Origin of the sequence: Undibacterium sp. SXout7W (assembly GCF_049339385.1) — a bacterium.
GTDB lineage: Bacteria > Pseudomonadota > Gammaproteobacteria > Burkholderiales > Burkholderiaceae_D > Undibacterium.
Window position 1 is genome coordinate 181,095 of record NZ_JBMPPF010000002.1, and the last position, 16,883, is coordinate 197,977.

The window sequence follows — 16,883 nt, forward strand, 5'->3', positions numbered from 1 at the left end:
TTAGCAATGTTAATCATGTTGACTGACTTTGTAGTAGTACGGCAACCGCATTAATGCTGAGGTCGCCATCACGTTGCAGATTTTCTGACATTAATTAGGCCATCTGCATAATGAAAAAATCCCCGCAAGATTAACTTGCGGGGATTTTTTTTAAGACAGAACTGCGTTGCGCAGATTAGCGCTCAATTGCCAGCGCCACGCCCATGCCACCACCGATACACAGACTCGCCAGACCTTTTTTTGCATCGCGACGGATCATTTCGTGAATCAGGCTGACCAGGATGCGGCAACCGGATGCACCGATAGGATGGCCAATCGCAATTGCGCCGCCGTTGACGTTGATCTTGCTGGTATCCCAGCCCATTTCCTTGTTCACGCCAATCGCTTGTGCTGCAAACGCTTCGTTGATTTCCATCAGATCCAGATCCTGATGTGTCCAACCAGCTTTTTTCAGGCACAGTTGTGCTGCAGGTACAGGCCCCATACCCATGATGGTCGGATCGATACCGGCAGAGGAGTAGGCTTTGATGCGTGCCAATACTGGCAGGCCGAGTTCTTCGGCTTTTTTGGCAGACATCATGATGACAGCAGCTGCACCATCGTTCAGGCCGGAAGCATTACCGGCAGTGACGGTACCGTTTTTGTCGAACGCCGGACGCAGGCCAGCCAGAGATTCCAGTGTCGCGCCATGTTTGATAAATTCGTCAGTATCAAACACGGTCGTGCCTTTTTTGGAAACCAGTTCGACAGGAATGATTTCATCTTTGAATTTGCCCGCTTTTTGTGCTGCTTCTGCTTTGTTTTGCGAAGCCAGTGCGAACAAATCCTGTTCTTCACGTGTCACGCTGTATTTTTTAGCGACGTTTTCAGCGGTAATACCCATGTGATACTGGTTATACACATCCCACAGACCGTCCACGATCATGGTATCAACCAGCTTGGTGTCGCCCATGCGGAAACCATCGCGTGAACCGTTGAGTACGTGCGGGGAAGCACTCATGTTTTCCTGGCCGCCCGCGATGATGATGTCGGCGTCACCAGCTTTGATGGCTTGTGCTGCCAGATGAGTGGCTTTCAAGCCGCTGCCGCAGACTTTATTGATCGTGAAGGCCGGAACCATGTTTGGCAAACCGGCTTTGATCACCGCTTGACGCGCTGCGTTCTGACCGACGCCAGCAGTCAGAACCTGACCAAGGATGACTTCATTGATGATATCGCCACTGAGTCCTGTTTTTGCCAGCAGACCTTTGATGACCAGCGCACCCAGATCAGAAGCGGCGATTTTTGCCAGTGAGCCACCAAATTTACCTACTGCAGTGCGGCCTGCAGCTACGATTACTACATCTTGCATATGAATGCTCCTATGGTTAAGGCGTCCCCGGGACACGGAATGAAATAGACAACAGACAGGCGTAGAGATTACACCAGCTTGTCAGTGCTTGCTGATGCATTCTGATACTTTCTGATCGTTTTGGGTATTGTCAGGCGAAAAAAAACCCCCGCATGTTGACGGGGGCTTTTTGGTACGCTAATTCACTGAATCAGGATTCGATCAGGAGTCAGCTTATTTTTTCTTTGCTGCAGCTGCTTTTTCAGCAGCTTGAGTGAACTGTTGAGTTGCTTTGGAAAGATTTTCTTCCAGAGTCTGCACAGCTTGTTTTGTTGTTTTAGACAGTTGCTCGTAACCTGCGTTGATGTTACCAACAACGGATTTCAGTGCAACAACTGCTTGCTCGGAACCAGCAGGAGCATTTTTAGTCACTTCGTCGATCAGGGAAACAACTTTAGTGTTTGTTTCTGCGATGTGTGCTTCAACAGCTTTAGTGAATTCTTGCTGTGTTGCAGAAGTGATGCTTGCCAGGTGACGGCCATAAGCCAGGGCTTTTTCTGCTGTAGGCTGAGCCTGCGCTGCTGTCAGGGTGAAGAATTCTTGTGGATCTTTCGCTGCCAACAATTGTTTTGCTGTTGCTGTACCTTCTTCGATGCTCGCTTTTGCTGCATTCAGGTTCAGTGCAAACAATTGCTCCAGACCTTCAAATGCTTTTTTGTTGAACGAAGTCAGGGAAGCGAATTGAGATTCCAGGTTAGCTTTTGTGGAAGCGATGAATTGTTCTGGTGTATTTGTAGTCATGACATTCTCCGTAAATGGAATTAAGGAATCGGCAGCGCCTTCCATCGGATTTCTTGAATGGTGCACCGCAACAATTTGAATTCTACACGCTTCAAATAAAAGATCAAGCTTTTTTTGTGCATCGCAACAAAATGTACTAAATGATATTTTTTTGAAAATTCAGTATTCGTCTGTCGTTGCTGTTTCTGTGTTTGAGGAGTGTGTAGATTTACCTGCTGATGGTTGGCATCAGTGCGTAAAGTTGCTGAATAATAGTGCAGAGTCAGCGTCTTTCCAAGTTCAGCAGTGCTTGTTTATGTTGCATGCCGCCAGCATAGCCAGTCAGAGCACCGTTGGCAGCGATGACCCGATGGCAGGGCACGATAATCGAGACTGGATTGCGACCATTTGCCGCACCTACCGCACGGACGGCGCGTGGATTGCCGATCTGGTTTGCCAGTCCGCTATAACTTTCTGTGCTGGCGTAAGGGATTTTCAGCAATGCCTGCCAGACCGTTTGCTGAAATACCGTACCGGCAGATAAATCGAGAGGCAGTGTAAATTCCTGGCGTTGCCCTTCGAAGTATTCGCTTAACTGCTGGCTGGCAGCTAGCAATACGGGATGATCGTCCCTTCGTTTCCAGCCCGTGCTGCCCTTAAAGTGGCGATGTTGCTCAAAATACACGCCGCTGATTCCCTGTGTACTGGCAGCCAGTAATAAGCGACCAAGCGGGCTGTCGATTTCGGTGAATTGCATGAGGTGACCTCGTTAATCAGAAAAAGAATCAGGGCAGATGTGCCACAGATGAATGAACAGACAAAGATTGCCAGAGTAAGACGGCGGCATACGATCGCCACGGTGCCCATGCTTGTGCCTCGGTTAGCAATTGTTTTTCGGTCAGTCTTGTCATGGTCGGGGTACTGAGCTGGGCAGCGGCTTTTTGCAGTCCCAGATCACCTGCCGGAAACGCGTTCGGATAACGCAGAGCGCGCATGGCAATGTATTGCGCTGTCCATTCTCCTATGCCTTTGACGGTTTTCAGCTGCGCCACGGCTTCTTCCACACTCGCGCCCGGATGGCGTTGCAAGCCTCCTTCCAGCGTAAAGCGCGCCAGATGTTGCAACGTGGCAGCTCTGGCACCGGGTACGCCTATGCCAGCCAGTTGATCCAGTGGCAGTGCCGCAATAACAGCAGGCGTCGGGAAGTGATGCGTGACGTTGGCGAAGGGCGTCTGGAAGGCTTCCCCGAAGCGTTGCACCAGCCTGCCGGAAACGGTGGTGGCACCCGCCACGCTGACCTGTTGCCCCAGCACGGCGCGGATAGCCAGTTCAAAGCCGTCAAAGGCACCCGGTACGCGCAGTCCCGGCGTCCGCTGTATCTGCGGATTCAGCATTGCCGATGCTTGCAGGATGCTTTGTATCACAGCAGGATTGGCTTCCAGATCAAACTGCTGCCGTACTCTGGCCATGAGTGGCATCAACACCGGCGTCAGTTCTGGCGCGATGTGCAGCGCTAACTGCTGGCGCTCAGGTAGATGGCTGATTTTGATCCAGCCTTGCCTGCCGTCGAGCGTCACGCTGCGCACATAGGATGCTTGCCCCTTGTCGTGAAGGATGGCCTCCAGTCCCGGCATGGCACGTCCTGCCAGATAGCTGATCAGCGCATCCCAGGCAAACGGTGGTCGGTAGGCTAGCCGTAGCTGTATGCTGTCGCTGGTCTGGGCTGAAATGCGGCGTAATGATCCGGGCGTGAGTTGATACGCGTCGGCAAACAGCGCATTGAAGCGCCGTACGCTGCCAAAGCCGGAGGCGTAAGCGATGTCGGTCATACTCAGACTGGTTTCTTGCAATAATCGTTTGGCAAACAGCAGGCGCTGGGTTTGCGCAAGTGTGACCGGCGTTACACCAAATTCTTGCAACACTACGCGTCTTAGCTGGCGCGAAGATAGGCCAACCTGCGCCGCCAATGTTTCCAAGTTGCCTTCATTCAAGGCACCGTCTGCAATTTTTTGCCAGACTGCATGCGCCAGATTTTGTTGTATTGCGTACGGTGCCAGTTCCGGACGACAGCGCAAGCAGGGTCGAAAACCGGCTGCTTCTGCCGCCGCTGCGGTACTGAAAAAATGACAGGAGGAAGCGCGTGGCGTTTTTGCCGGGCAGACAGGACGGCAATAAATGCCGGTGGTGGTCACGCCGGTAAAAAACACGCCGTCAAAACGGCTGTCGCGGGCTGCCAGCGCATGGAAATAGCGCTGATCGCGCTCATCTTCCTGAGCAGAATGTGATTTGGTGGTGGCGCGGAGAGGATCAGTAGCTGGCATGATGTCATTTGAATTGCAACGGACAGTTAAATAGTGAATTTGCCGTCACCCGTCCGGCAGGATTTACTTTACTATGATTTAAACAGAACATCACAGCGTATTCCTTGAGGCTGCAGATCAGTCAGGATGACTTTGCTGTTTTCTGTGATGAACGTTATACGCCACTATGTTTGCTGGCTCTGGCCATTTTCGGACGGATAAGTTGTGGCGGATGGGATGATGCCTGGGTGTCATTGTCAGGCTGTCATCTGCTTTTCACCGGAAGATGCATGTGAACAGTCGTCTGGAGCGCATTCTTACTATCGCACGTCGCCATCCACAACTGGCGATGCTGTTGTTGCGGCAATCTGATTTGCCATTCATTCAGTCATCGGCTCCATCTGACGCACAGACGTTGCTGGACGCCCTGCGTCACAGCCTGCACGATATTCCCGACGTACTTCATGTGCTGGATGTCGCCAATGCTGCGCTTCCTGCAACACCATTCAAAGCCCTGCTCGGCCTGTCTGTCAGCCGTATTCTGGAAGAAGGGACTCAAGCGGAGGTATTGCAGCATCTGGTGGATGCCGCGCTGGATGTACTGAGTATTGATTGCAGTGCAATCTGGTTGCTCCCTGCAGGCAGTTCCCGCTTGTATTGCCAGTCGATAAACGGCCATGCAGTGTCGCCTGATTGTCCAACGATGGCGCCAGATGTGCAGGCAAGTCTGCTGGCGTGTTTTGATGATGAGCGCGGCATACTGATTGCAGACGATCTGGCGCAATATCCTTTACAGCAACTTGGGACCGTGGCGTTTCAGCAGCCGCAGCAGCAAGTTTGCTCGTTAATGGGTATTCCTCTGCGGATTCAGGGAAGACTTGCCGGAGTCCTGTTTTCAGGAACGACGCACCGACAGAGAAACTGGTCATTTCAGGACCAGGTAGGGGGCCGTTACATTGCCTATCTGATTCAGCAAATCCTGCTGCGAGATATGCATACCAGCCTCCAGCACGTATTAGAAGAGCAGGTTGAACGCCGCACGGCCGAATTGCAACAACAAAAGCAGCAGCTCGAAGAGGCGCAAAGAAACATCTCAATGCTCAGTGAAATCGGTCGCGAAATCACTTCCAGCCTTGACCGTGCCGTGATTATGGAAGTTGTCTATCGCCATGTGCACAAGCTGATGGGTGCAGAGGTATTTGCCGTAGGTTTGTATCGGCCGGAACAGCAGATCATCGACTTTCCCTGCAACATCATGCGTGGCGAACATATGCAACCGTATACACGTAATATTCATGACTCCAATTTATTGTCAGTCTGGTGTATCACGCATCAGCAGGAAATTTTTATCAATAATATTGAAGACGAGTACCCGCAGTACATGGATGCCGCTGGTTTGGCAACGCTGACCGTGGATAGCGCGTATCCAGATGGAAAAGCCAGTATCTTCCCGTTGTCGCACATTTATGTACCCATGGTCATCAAGCAACGCACCACAGGATTGATCGCGATACAAAGCACAAAAAAAAATGCTTTCCAGCGCATGCATCTGGATATGGCGATGACACTGGCCGCCTACACAGCGATTGCCGTTGACAACGCCGATACTTACCAGCAACTGGCAAACGCCCAGCAGATTCTGATCTCGCAGGAAAAACTGGCTGCGCTTGGCTCACTGGTTGCCGGTATTGCACATGAACTGAATACGCCTATCGGTAACAGCCTGCTGACAGCCAGCACGCTGAATGAAGAGTCGCATAGTTTCATGCAGAAAATGAGTGCGAATTCGCTACGTCGCTCGGATCTGAACTCCTTTGCTTCTGTGGTCAACGAGGCCAATGAATTACTGATGCGCAATCTGACGAATGCCTGCGATCTGGTCAGTAGCTTCAAACAGGTTTCGGTTGACCAGACCAGTCAGCAACGGCGGGTGTTTCCTCTGGCGCAGACCACGCATGAAGTGGTGCGTACCCTGCATAACAAAATACATAAGCTGGGACATAGCCTGATCATCGATATTCCTGAGGATATTGTGATGGACAGCTATCCCGGACCCTATGGGCAGATTGTCACTAATCTGATACAAAACGCGATGTTGCATGGATTTGAAAACATGTCTCACGGAGAGATGCAAATCGGCGCTAAAAAAATCATGAACGATCGGGTGCAGGTCATTTTTGTGGATAACGGCTGTGGTATTCCCCCTGAAAACCTGCGACGTATTTTCGATCCGTTTTTTACAACCAAACTCGGACGTGGCGGCAGCGGTCTGGGACTCAGCATCGTACATACACTGGTCTCAAGCATTATGGGTGGCAAGATTGATGTGCAGAGCACGCCGGGCAAAGGTTGCCGCTTTACGTTGCTATTACCGATCAAGGTTTGATATGGGTCTGCTGTCTGCATCCCGCAAGCCCAGTACACGCCAGCTCAGGCGAGACAATTCCTGCACCATTTGCTCCTGATTCAGGCGACCATCGGGACGATACCAGGTGTACATGAAGCCAGGCAGGCTGCATGCGGCGAGCGCCGTAATGCGGGTTTCGTTGAAATTCAGTGTGCCTTCCTTTTTCCCCTGCTCCAGCAAAATACACAGCTGATCATAAAAATGTTTCGCTAATTTGTTTTGCTTACGCAGGTAGGCGGCGCTATAGACCTGCGGCTCACGATAACCGAAAAATGCCGAAGGATAATGACTGATCGTTGAATGAATCAGGCGTTGTATGCCATCAGCAATTTTTGCGTCCGCAGGTCGCGTATCGTCATCCGGAAAATCCATCGCCGTCAGGCAGGCTTCTGTCGGGCGCCATGACAGAGTCTCGAAAATTTCCTGCTTATTGCGAAAGTAGTAGTAAACAAAAGGTTTGGTCACGCCAAGCTCGCCCACGATCTGATCCATCGTGGTTTTTGCATAGCCCTGCTCAAAAAAAAGACGCTCGGCTGTTACCAGTATCCGTTCACGTTTTTCGTCTGTGCCAACAGTGATATTTTTTTGTCTGCCGCGTGTTGTTTTGATTGTTTTGGCGACGGTATTTGTGCTGCTACTCATATGGCGTTCATGTCCTTTTCTGATCATACACATGGCACGACCCTATCTTCGCCGGATATCCGGCGGTATCTTTGCGCCCGATTGTAACATTGCTACCACGCATTATACCGACTAGTATACTAGTTATACCAATCGGTATAATATGACCGGATCACTCCTCCTTCTTATAAAAAACGCCGAGACACATCATGCAAACTTTGCACGAACAATTACGTCAACATGCCCGCACGCAGGGTAACAAACCTGCCCTGATCTGGTATGGCACTGCCATCAGTTATGCCGAGCTGGATCGCGCCAGCGATGCCTTCGCCGCCTATTTGCAGGCCGCGGGTATACAGCAGGGGGAACCAGTTGCCTTGTTTATGAATAATTGTCCTCAGTACATGATGGCACATATCGGCATTCAGAAAATGGGCGGTATTGTTTGTCCATGCGGGCCGTTGAATAAGGAACATGAGCTTGAATATCAACTGAATGACATGAAGGCACGCATGATCATTGCTGCCAGCAACTTATTACCCATCGTTGCCAAGGTGCGCGAGCGTACAGCATTGGAGCATGTGCTGGCAGTGCGTTATACCGATTTTTTACCCGCTCATCCGGTGATTGATATTCCGGCTGAATTGCTGGCAATGATGACTCAGCCAAGCGAGCTGCCGGAATCTGTTGATGATTTTCTGGTCGCCATCAGCGGCGACGCGACACCTTTGACGGTGGATATCGCGCTGGACGATATTGCTCTAATGACGTACACCTCAGGGACAACGGGCTTGCCAAAAGGAGCCATGCTCAGTTACCGCAACGCCAGCTATAAAACGGCGATGGCCGCTGCCGCCAGTCGTGGCGGCAAGGACGATGTATTGCTGGCAGTAGCACCGCTGTATCACATCGCAGGCATGGTGATGGGGATGAATATTATTTTGCATACCGGTGCCAGTTGCGTCTTGCTATATCGTTTTGATCCTTTGGCGGTGTTGCAGGCAATCAGTCACTATCGGGTCAGTTGGTGGTACAGCATTGCGCCGATGAATATGGCGATCATGCAGCTACCGGTAGCGCGCGAATATGATTTATCGAGTTTGCGTTTTAATCCGGTGACCAGCTTTGGAATACAGTTCACGCAAGAGATTGCCGCTCGCTGGAAAATCTTTGCTCCCAACTGCATTGCCTGCGAGGCATCGTATGGGCTGAGCGAAACACATACTGTCGATACCATCATGCCGCTGGATGCCATACGCTGGGGGACGCATGGCAAACCAGTGGAGGGTAATGAGATCCGTATCCTGCATGCAGACACAGGGCTGCCTTGTGCTGTCAACGAAGCCGGAGAAATCGTTTTGCGCAGTCAGGGCGTATTTCATGGTTACTGGAATAATCCCCAGGCGAGCGCACAAACCTTACGCGATGGCTGGGTGTATACCGGCGATATTGGCAAGTTGGACGAAGAGGGCTATCTGACATTTCTCGGGCGCTTCAAGGAAATGATCAAGGTATCCGGTTACAGTGTGTTTCCGGAGGAAGTAGAAAGCATATTGATACGGCACCCGGCGCTGATGCAGGTAGCCGTGATCGGGCTGCCTGATCCTGACAAGGGAGAAATCATCAAAGCCTGCGTCGTGCTAAAGCCCGGCCATAGTGTGACACCGCAAGAGATCAGTCAATGGTCACGTGACCATATGGCGAATTATAAAGTCCCGAAAATGGTTGAAATTCTCAGCAGTCTGCCGAGTACCGGTGCGGGCAAAGTGTTGCGACGGCTGTTGAAATAATACCCGCCAGTCCGCGGACACCGGACACATCGGACAAATGGATTGAGCGCCATGTATATCAACCGCCACTCATATCAACGCTACACAGGTATCGCTATGTTTAACAAAATTCTGATCGCCAATCGTGGCGAAATAGCCGTGCGCATTGCCCGGGCAACGCATGATCTCGGTATTCCCAGCGTCGCGGTATACGCTGCTGACGACGCACAATCGCTGCATGTAAGACAGGCAAGCCAAAGCGTTGCATTGAACGACAGCGGTGCTGCGGCCTACCTGAATGGGGAACACCTGCTACGGATTGCGCAGGAGTATGGATGCGACGCGATTCATCCCGGTTATGGATTTCTGAGTGAGCGTGCAGATTTTGCCGATGCTTGTCAGGCAGCCGGTATTTGCTTTATCGGTCCTGATAGCCGTCATTTACGTTTGTTTGGCGACAAAGCGCAGGCGCGTGAACTGGCGCAGCAATGTCAGGTTGCACTCGTTCCTGGAACAGGTGCGGTGACGCTGGAGCAGGCGCAGGTGTTTTTTTCGACTCAGGAACAAGGCGTGGTGATCAAGGCAATTGGCGGTGGTGGCGGGCGCGGAATGCGTGTAGTGATGCAGGCAGAGATGCTGGCGGATGCCTATGCACGTTGCGTGTCGGAAGCCCGGGCGGCATTTGGTGTTGATGGCGTTTATCTGGAGCGCCTGATCGCCCGCGCGCGTCACATCGAAATCCAGATCGTGGGGGATGGCAGGCACGTGATGGCGCTGGGTGAGCGCGAATGTACATTGCAGCGACGTTTTCAGAAAATGATTGAAGTTGCGCCGAGTCCCAGTCTGTCAGCGGGATTGCGCCAGCGTATTACCGAGGCTGCGCTGCGCATGGCGCAACAAGTGGGCTATCGCAATGTGGGTACGTTTGAATTTCTGGTTGACGAACAGTCGACAGAATTGCCTTTTGTATTTATCGAAGCTAATCCGCGCTTACAGGTCGAGCACACCATTACTGAAGAAGTTTTCGGCATTGATCTGGTGCAATTACAAATACGTCTGGCAGCGGGTCACAGTTTGCAGGATTGCGGATTGGATGTCTCGGCGCCGCCGCAGGCACAAGGTTATGCGTTGCAATTGCGTATCAATGCTGAGACGCTGGATGTGCAGGGGCAATCCATGCCGGGTTATGGTCAACTGAGCACGCTGGATTTGCCGAACGGACCGGGAATACGCGTTGATACGCATGCGTATCACGGTTATACCCCATCACCACATTACGACACCTTGTTGGGTAAACTGATTATCAGCATCCGGACACCTGATTTCGCCGCTTTGAGCAGGCGCGCATTGAGGGCGTTGCAAGAATGTCGCATTGAAGGGCTTCCGACGAATCTGGGTTTGCTACAGGCATTGATACAGCGATCAGAATTTATCCCGCATCAGATTGATACTCGGTTTGTCGAACGACATCTGGCTGAATTATTGCACGCTGCATTACAGTATCAAATACCTGTCAGCAACGTTGCCGCGACCGTGCCGGGCATCAACGCCAGTGGCGTGTCTGGTAGCACACGTCAACCAGCGCTGACGCTGGCACCCGGTCAGCGGGCGATATGTGCGCCTATGCCCGCACGACTGGCTGAGATATGTGTATCTGTCGGACAGATAGTATCCGCAGGTAGTCCGTTGCTGATTATTGAAGCCATGAAAATGGAACATGTGCTGGCGGCGGAAGAGGATTGTCGTATCGTAGATGTTCATGTCGCAGCAAAAGAACTGCTGCAGCCCGGGCAAGTATTGCTGATCGTGGAGGCCGCTGATGCAGTTGCCGCTTGCAAAGTCATGGCAGAACAATGGAATCCGGATCATATTCGCCCTGACTTGCAACAATTGCAAACTCGCCTGGCCTTCACGCTGGATGAAAACCGTTCGGCGGCTGTCGCTAAGCGGCATGCGCAGGGAGGACGTACAGCCCGAGAAAATATCGCTGACCTGTGTGACGAAGGCAGCTTTATTGAGTATGGCGCGCTCGCGATTGCAGCGCAGACTCGTCGTCGCAGCCTGGAAGATCTGGTCATGAATACGCCTGCTGATGGCATGTTAACAGGCATTGCCACCGTCAACGCCACATTGTTTGGACGCGAACAGAGCAGTTGTGCAGTATTGGCCTACGATTACACGGTACTGGCCGGAACTCAGGGCATACGCAATCATCAGAAAACTGATCGCGTCTTAGCCGTTGCGCATCAGCTGCAAGTGCCGGTGGTGCTGTTCGCAGAAGGTGGCGGCGGACGGCCCGGCGACACGGATATGCCGATCATTGCGGGCTTGAACAATCATACTTTCAGCCAGTTTGCTGCCTTGTCAGGCAAGGTGCCTGTCATTGGGATTGTGCATGGTCGCTGCTTTGCCGGTAACGCGGCACTGCTCGGTTGTGCCGATGTCATCATCGCGACAGAAAACAGCAACATCGGGATGAGTGGCCCGGCCATGATAGAAGGTGGCGGACTGGGGCGTTTTTCACCAGAACAGATCGGCCCCAGCGATGTGCAATCTGCTAATGGTGTGATTGATATTCTGGTACCGGATGAAGCTGCAGCAGTTAGGGCTGCACAACATTATCTGTCATTTTTTCAGGGCGTTGTCAGTGATTGGGGCTGCGCTGATCAGCGTTTGTTGCGTCATGCTGTACCAGAGAATCGCCTGCGTGTTTATGATGTGCGCACGGTGCTGGAACTGCTGGCGGATCAACACAGCGTATTGGAATTACGTAGCGGATTCGGGCTTGGCATCATCACGGCGCTGGCGCGTATCGAGGGACGTCCGGTTGGTATCATCGCGAACAATCCGCATCATCTCGGAGGCGCAATTGATGCCCCTGCAGCCGATAAAGCTGCACGCTTCATGCAGTTGTGCAATGCGCATGGGCTGCCACTTGTGTCATTGACCGATACGCCGGGATTTATGGTCGGGCCAGACATGGAAGCGCAGGCGCAAGTGCGGCATGTCTGTCGCATGTTCATGATCGCCTCGCATCTACAAGTACCGTTTTTCAGTGTGGTATTGCGTAAAGGGTATGGACTGGGGGCGCAGGCCATGACAGCTGGTGGGTTTGATGCGCCGGTATTCACGGTTTCCTGGCCCACTGGCGAATTCGGCGCAATGGGGCTGGAAGGCGCTGTCAGACTGGGTTTCCGCAAAGAGCTGGAAGCTGTTGCCGAAGGTGAAGAGCGTGACATGCTGTTCAAACAATTACTGAGTCAGCAGATCGCCAACGGTGCTGCCATTAGCATGGCATCGACGCTGGAAATCGATGCGGTGATTGATCCAGCTGACACCCGTGCATGGCTGGTGCGTGGTTTGGCAGCAGCCGGGTCGGTGGCAAAAAAGAAGGATGGTTTTATCGATACCTGGTAAATGTCGCTCTCGCTGTGGCCTGCCCGCAGATTGGTTTCGCCGGATGATGCTGAGTGTCATGGTCAAACCGGCAGTCCACATGATTTCTGAGTTTGCACTACACTAAGCTCAGTAATCAATGATCGATATAAGCAGAAAGCATAACATGAGCATTCAACGTTCTCCTGACCTTAAAACCGTGCTGATTGCCAGCGGCTTTGTCCTGACTCTGGCTATGGGTGTGCGCCACGGTTTTGGGTTCTGGTTGCAGCCAATTTCGCAAGCGCATGGCTGGACCCGCGAAACCTATTCGATGGCCAATGCCGTACAGAATCTCATGTGGGGGCTGTTTGGCCCGTTTGCCGGTATGGCCGTCGACAAATTCGGTACTTCGCGTGCAATCATGGTTGGTGCGGTCTTGTATGCTGCCGGTTTGTTGTGGATGGCGATGATTGATCAGCCTCTATTATTTATTGTCGGTTCCGGTGTGTTGATCGGCGCTGCTTTATCTTGCACGTCGTTTGGCGCAGTCAGTGGCATTATCGGCCGTAGTGCGCCGATGGAAAAACGCTCCTGGGCCTTTGGTATTTCTTCCGCAGCCAGTTCTTTTGGTCAGTTTGTGATGATGCCGATAGAGCAGCAACTGATTTCGCATACTGGCTGGCAAAATGCTTTCTATGTCCTGGCAACGTTGGTGTTGCTGGTCATGGTGCCAATGGCGTGGCGTTTGCGCGAGCCGCCTGTGGATCATAGCGGCGGACATCAGCAAAGTATTACGGAGGCGATACGCGAAGCCTTTGGACACAAGCCATTTTTATTACTCGTCGCCGGTTATTTTGTCTGCGGATTCCAGGTTGTGTTCATCGGTGTGCACATGCCCGCCTATCTGAAAGACAAAGGCATTATGGATCCGAACGTCGCTGTATTCGCACTGGCATTAATCGGTTTGTTTAATATTTTTGGTTCTTACTATGCTGGCAAGCTAGGCGGCATATTCCCTAAACGATATTTGTTATCGTCGATTTATATTTCCCGCAGTGTCGTCATCAGCCTGTTTTTGCTGGCACCGTTGTCGTCCTATTCAGTCTATATTTTTGCTGCTGGCATGGGCGTGTTATGGCTGTCCACCGTACCGCTTACCAATGGTGTGATTGCGGGAATTTTTGGTTTGAAATATTTATCCATGCTGTCTGGTTTTGTGTTTTTCTCTCATCAGGTCGGCAGCTTTCTTGGTGTCTGGCTCGGTGGCTATATCTACACCAGAACGGGCAACTACGATATCGTCTGGGGCATTACACTCGCATTGGGCATCTTTGCCGCATTGGTGAATTTGCCGATCAATGAGCAAGCGATACAGCGCCATCAGGTTGCTGCTGCATCATGATGTTTCCCCGCCTTTTACTGCGTAACGTGTTACTGGCCATTGTGCTGATCGCCGTCTTGGTCGTGGCATTTATGGCGTATCTGCAACCAGCGTTCATCGTCGATCTGGCGAATCGCTTTGTGATGTGCTGAGTGTTGGTGGATGCGCTTGCTGCAATAGATTGATCGTCGATACATAAAATAATCGGAGGGACAGTGAATTTTTAACATAATCTGATGTCAGAGCAGATGCATCACCTGCTCTTTCACTCTATTTATTTTCATCATTCACCATGACCAAATCCACGCTCATGCTGCTGTGTTCAACGCTGGTAATTCAAGCCAGCCTGGCAGCAGAATCACTTCCACCTTCTGGCAATGCAACCGTCGCCACCATTGAAGCCGCCGTCGCCACCAATCCTTTATTATCGCCGTCTACTCTGGCATTTGGCTTGCCCGCTTTTGACAAAATCCGTAACGAACATTATGCCCCTGCATTCCAGTTGGCGATGGAGCAGCATCTTGCCGAAATCAATGCGATTGCAGACAGCGCCGCAGCGCCGACATTTGACAATACGATTGTCGCGATGGAGCGCTCAGGACGTTTGTTGGCACGCGTGAGCGCTGTGTTTTTTAACCAGAATGCCACCAACACGAACCCTGTCATGGAGACATTGGCGCGCGATCTGGCGCCCCAAATGTCAGCGCATCAGGATCAGATTTTTTTGAACGCTTCTTTGTTTCAACGTGTGGATACGGTGTTCCGGCAGCGTGCCAGTTTATCGCTTGATCCTGAATCCTTGCGACTGCTTGAGCGCTACCATACCGACTTCATTCGTGCTGGCGCACAATTGAGTGCGGCCGATAAAAATACACTTCGCAGCATGAATGCGGAGCTGGCAAGTTTGGCAAACCGGTTTAATCAGAATGGTTTAAAAGAAACCAATGCAGCGGCATTGATCGTGGATCAGCGCGCTGATCTGAGTGGATTGACGGATGCAGAAATTGACACGGCAGCCGCTGCAGCCAAAGCGCGTGGACTCGAAGGGAAATTTGTAATTCCTTTGGTCAATACCACGGGACAAGCGTATCAGGCCGTATTGACGCATCGTGCAGTACGCCAGCGTCTGCATGAACTGGCAGTTGCCCGGGGTAACCATGGCGGCGAATTTGATAACCGCGATATTGTGCTGCGACTTGCACGTTTGCGCGCTGAGCGGGCGCAGTTGCTCGGCTACCCGAATCATGCGGCCTATCGCCTGGATGATGAGACTGCCAAAACGACGACGGCCGTTAACAAGATGCTGGCAGGTTTAGCGCCGGCAGCAGTGGCGAATGCTAAACGTGAAGCTGCCGAATTACAGAAATTGATTGATGCCAGTTCCAGTCACTTTCCACTGGCAGCCTGGGATTGGCCGTACTATTCAGAACAGGTACGCAAAGAGAAATACGCATTTGATGATGCACAGTTGCGTCCTTATTTTGAACTGCGCCACGTGCTGGAAGATGGCGTGTTTTATGCAGCGACTAAATTGTATGGCGTCACATTTAAAGAGCGCAAAGATTTGCCTGTGTATCACCCTAGTGTCAGGATTTTTGAGGTATCGGACGCTAACGGAAAACCGCTGGCATTGTTTATTGCAGACATGTATGCGCGCGATACCAAGCGTGGTGGTGCCTGGATGAATGCCTATGTCACACAATCCGGACTGATGAATGAATTGCCGGTGATTGCGAACCATCTTAATATTCCACAACCTCCGGCAGGACAGCCGACCTTACTGACGGTAGACGAAGTGAAAACTGCGTTCCATGAATTTGGACATGCCCTGCATGGCATGTTGTCGAATGTCCGTTATCCACGTTTTTCAGGTACCAGTGTGCCAAGAGATTTCGTAGAATATCCTTCTCAGGTGAATGAAATGTGGGCCCTCTGGCCAGAGGTTTTGCAACACTATGCAAAGCATTATCAAACCGGTCAGGTGATTCCTTCTGCGCTGGTAGAAAAACTGAGTCAGATTCAACAATGCAATCAGGGCTACACAACGACATCCTATCTGGCATCTGCCTTACTGGATCAACGCTGGCATCAACTGACGCCAGATCAGATTCCAACAGATGTTCTGGCGTTTGAACGGACGGCATTGAAAGAAGCTGGCGTGGAGATGGATGCTGTTCCACCGCGTTATCGGACGACGTATTTTTCGCATGTATTCAGCGGCGGATATTCTGCTGGTTATTATGCGTATGTATGGAGTGAAGTGCTGGATGCAGAATCTGTTGAATGGTTTAAAGAGCACGGCGGACTGACACGCAAGAATGGTGACTGGTTCCGTGAGCAATTATTGTCTCGTGGCGGTAGTGTTGATCCTATGTTGTCGTTCCGCCAGTTCCGTGGACGTGATCCTGAAATTACACCCTTACTGATCCGTCGTGGTCTGCGTTGAGTGGTTGTACTGCATTACGGCATGACGACATGACGACAGTAGGTTAGCGTGTTGATCGCAATATTAAAAAAGGGAACACGATGTGTTCCCTTTTTGCTGGATTGAGCCTGACGTAGAAAGACTATTCCAGCTTCCAGACGAAATCGACTTTCGCCCATAATTGCTCGGCTTTGCCATCTTTCGTTCCTGGCTTGAATTTACATAAACCCAGGGCACTCAGCGCCGCTTTATCCAGACTCTTGGAGCCGCTGGATTTATCGATCCGTGATTCAACGACTTTACCCTCCGTAGAAATCAGGAAGCCCATATGCACAGTGCCTGTTTCTTCATTCATCAGGGCTGCCTTCGGATATTTGGGCGGTTCGCAGGATTTGCTATCCATCACCGGTGCGACTTCTGCAGCCAATGCCGCAGTGCTGAGTACAGCGAAACAGAAACTGGAAATAAGTTGGGTAACGGGTAATTTCATGG

12 protein-coding genes are annotated in these 16,883 nt (G+C 51.6%); 6 read left to right on the top strand and 6 right to left on the bottom strand.

Annotated elements, in window-relative coordinates; all coding sequences use genetic code 11:
- Positions 1–175: 175 nt before the first annotated feature.
- The 4 genes from ACO0LB_RS03210 to ACO0LB_RS03225 form a co-directional block, all read right to left on the bottom strand.
- A complete protein-coding gene (locus tag ACO0LB_RS03210; protein ID WP_423046417.1) occupies positions 176–1,351 on the bottom strand; it encodes an acetyl-CoA C-acetyltransferase in 1,176 nt (391 codons plus the stop codon).
- 213 nt (positions 1,352–1,564) lie between these two features.
- The gene (locus ACO0LB_RS03215; protein WP_423046419.1) at positions 1,565–2,131 is read right to left on the bottom strand and encodes a phasin family protein; all 567 of its coding nucleotides are present in this window, start codon (positions 2,129–2,131) and stop codon (positions 1,565–1,567) included.
- 262 nt (positions 2,132–2,393) lie between these two features.
- A complete protein-coding gene (locus ACO0LB_RS03220; RefSeq protein ID WP_423046421.1) occupies positions 2,394–2,867 on the bottom strand; it encodes a methylated-DNA--[protein]-cysteine S-methyltransferase in 474 nt (157 codons plus the stop codon).
- Between the two features lie 28 nt (positions 2,868–2,895).
- On the bottom strand, positions 2,896–4,431 hold the full coding sequence (locus tag ACO0LB_RS03225; RefSeq protein ID WP_423046423.1) for an AlkA N-terminal domain-containing protein: 1,536 nt from the start codon (positions 4,429–4,431) through the stop codon (positions 2,896–2,898).
- Between the two features lie 271 nt (positions 4,432–4,702).
- On the opposite strand from ACO0LB_RS03225, the gene ACO0LB_RS03230 reads away from it, so the two are divergent.
- The gene (locus ACO0LB_RS03230; protein WP_423046425.1) at positions 4,703–6,796 is read left to right on the top strand and encodes a GAF domain-containing sensor histidine kinase; all 2,094 of its coding nucleotides are present in this window, start codon (positions 4,703–4,705) and stop codon (positions 6,794–6,796) included.
- Here the strand turns inward: ACO0LB_RS03230 and ACO0LB_RS03235 are convergent.
- Entirely contained in the window at positions 6,779–7,459 is a 681-nt protein-coding gene (locus ACO0LB_RS03235; RefSeq protein ID WP_423046427.1) for a TetR family transcriptional regulator, read from the bottom strand. The genes ACO0LB_RS03230 and ACO0LB_RS03235 overlap by 18 nt on opposite strands.
- 188 nt (positions 7,460–7,647) lie before the next feature.
- On the opposite strand from ACO0LB_RS03235, the gene ACO0LB_RS03240 reads away from it, so the two are divergent.
- From ACO0LB_RS03240 to ACO0LB_RS03260, 5 genes are all read left to right on the top strand, one after another.
- A complete protein-coding gene (locus ACO0LB_RS03240; RefSeq protein WP_423046429.1) occupies positions 7,648–9,228 on the top strand; it encodes an AMP-binding protein in 1,581 nt (526 codons plus the stop codon).
- A gap of 96 nt (positions 9,229–9,324) precedes the next feature.
- Positions 9,325–12,624: a carboxyl transferase domain-containing protein gene (locus ACO0LB_RS03245; RefSeq protein ID WP_423046705.1), complete on the top strand. Its 3,300-nt coding sequence runs from the start codon at positions 9,325–9,327 to the stop codon at positions 12,622–12,624.
- Between the two features lie 145 nt (positions 12,625–12,769).
- Positions 12,770–13,987 carry an MFS transporter gene (locus ACO0LB_RS03250; RefSeq protein ID WP_423046431.1) on the top strand — a complete coding sequence of 406 codons (1,218 nt, stop codon included), beginning with the start codon at positions 12,770–12,772 and terminating at the stop codon, positions 13,985–13,987.
- Positions 13,984–14,118: a hypothetical protein gene (locus ACO0LB_RS03255; RefSeq protein ID WP_423046433.1), complete on the top strand. Its 135-nt coding sequence runs from the start codon at positions 13,984–13,986 to the stop codon at positions 14,116–14,118. The genes ACO0LB_RS03250 and ACO0LB_RS03255 overlap by 4 nt, the downstream gene beginning before the upstream one ends.
- A gap of 140 nt (positions 14,119–14,258) precedes the next feature.
- On the top strand, positions 14,259–16,412 hold the full coding sequence (locus ACO0LB_RS03260) for a M3 family metallopeptidase (RefSeq protein WP_423046435.1): 2,154 nt from the start codon (positions 14,259–14,261) through the stop codon (positions 16,410–16,412).
- 121 nt (positions 16,413–16,533) lie between these two features.
- Here ACO0LB_RS03260 and ACO0LB_RS03265 read toward each other — a convergent pair whose 3' ends face one another.
- Positions 16,534–16,881 carry an energy transducer TonB gene (locus tag ACO0LB_RS03265; RefSeq protein ID WP_423046437.1) on the bottom strand — a complete coding sequence of 116 codons (348 nt, stop codon included), beginning with the start codon at positions 16,879–16,881 and terminating at the stop codon, positions 16,534–16,536.
- Positions 16,882–16,883: the final 2 nt, after the last annotated feature.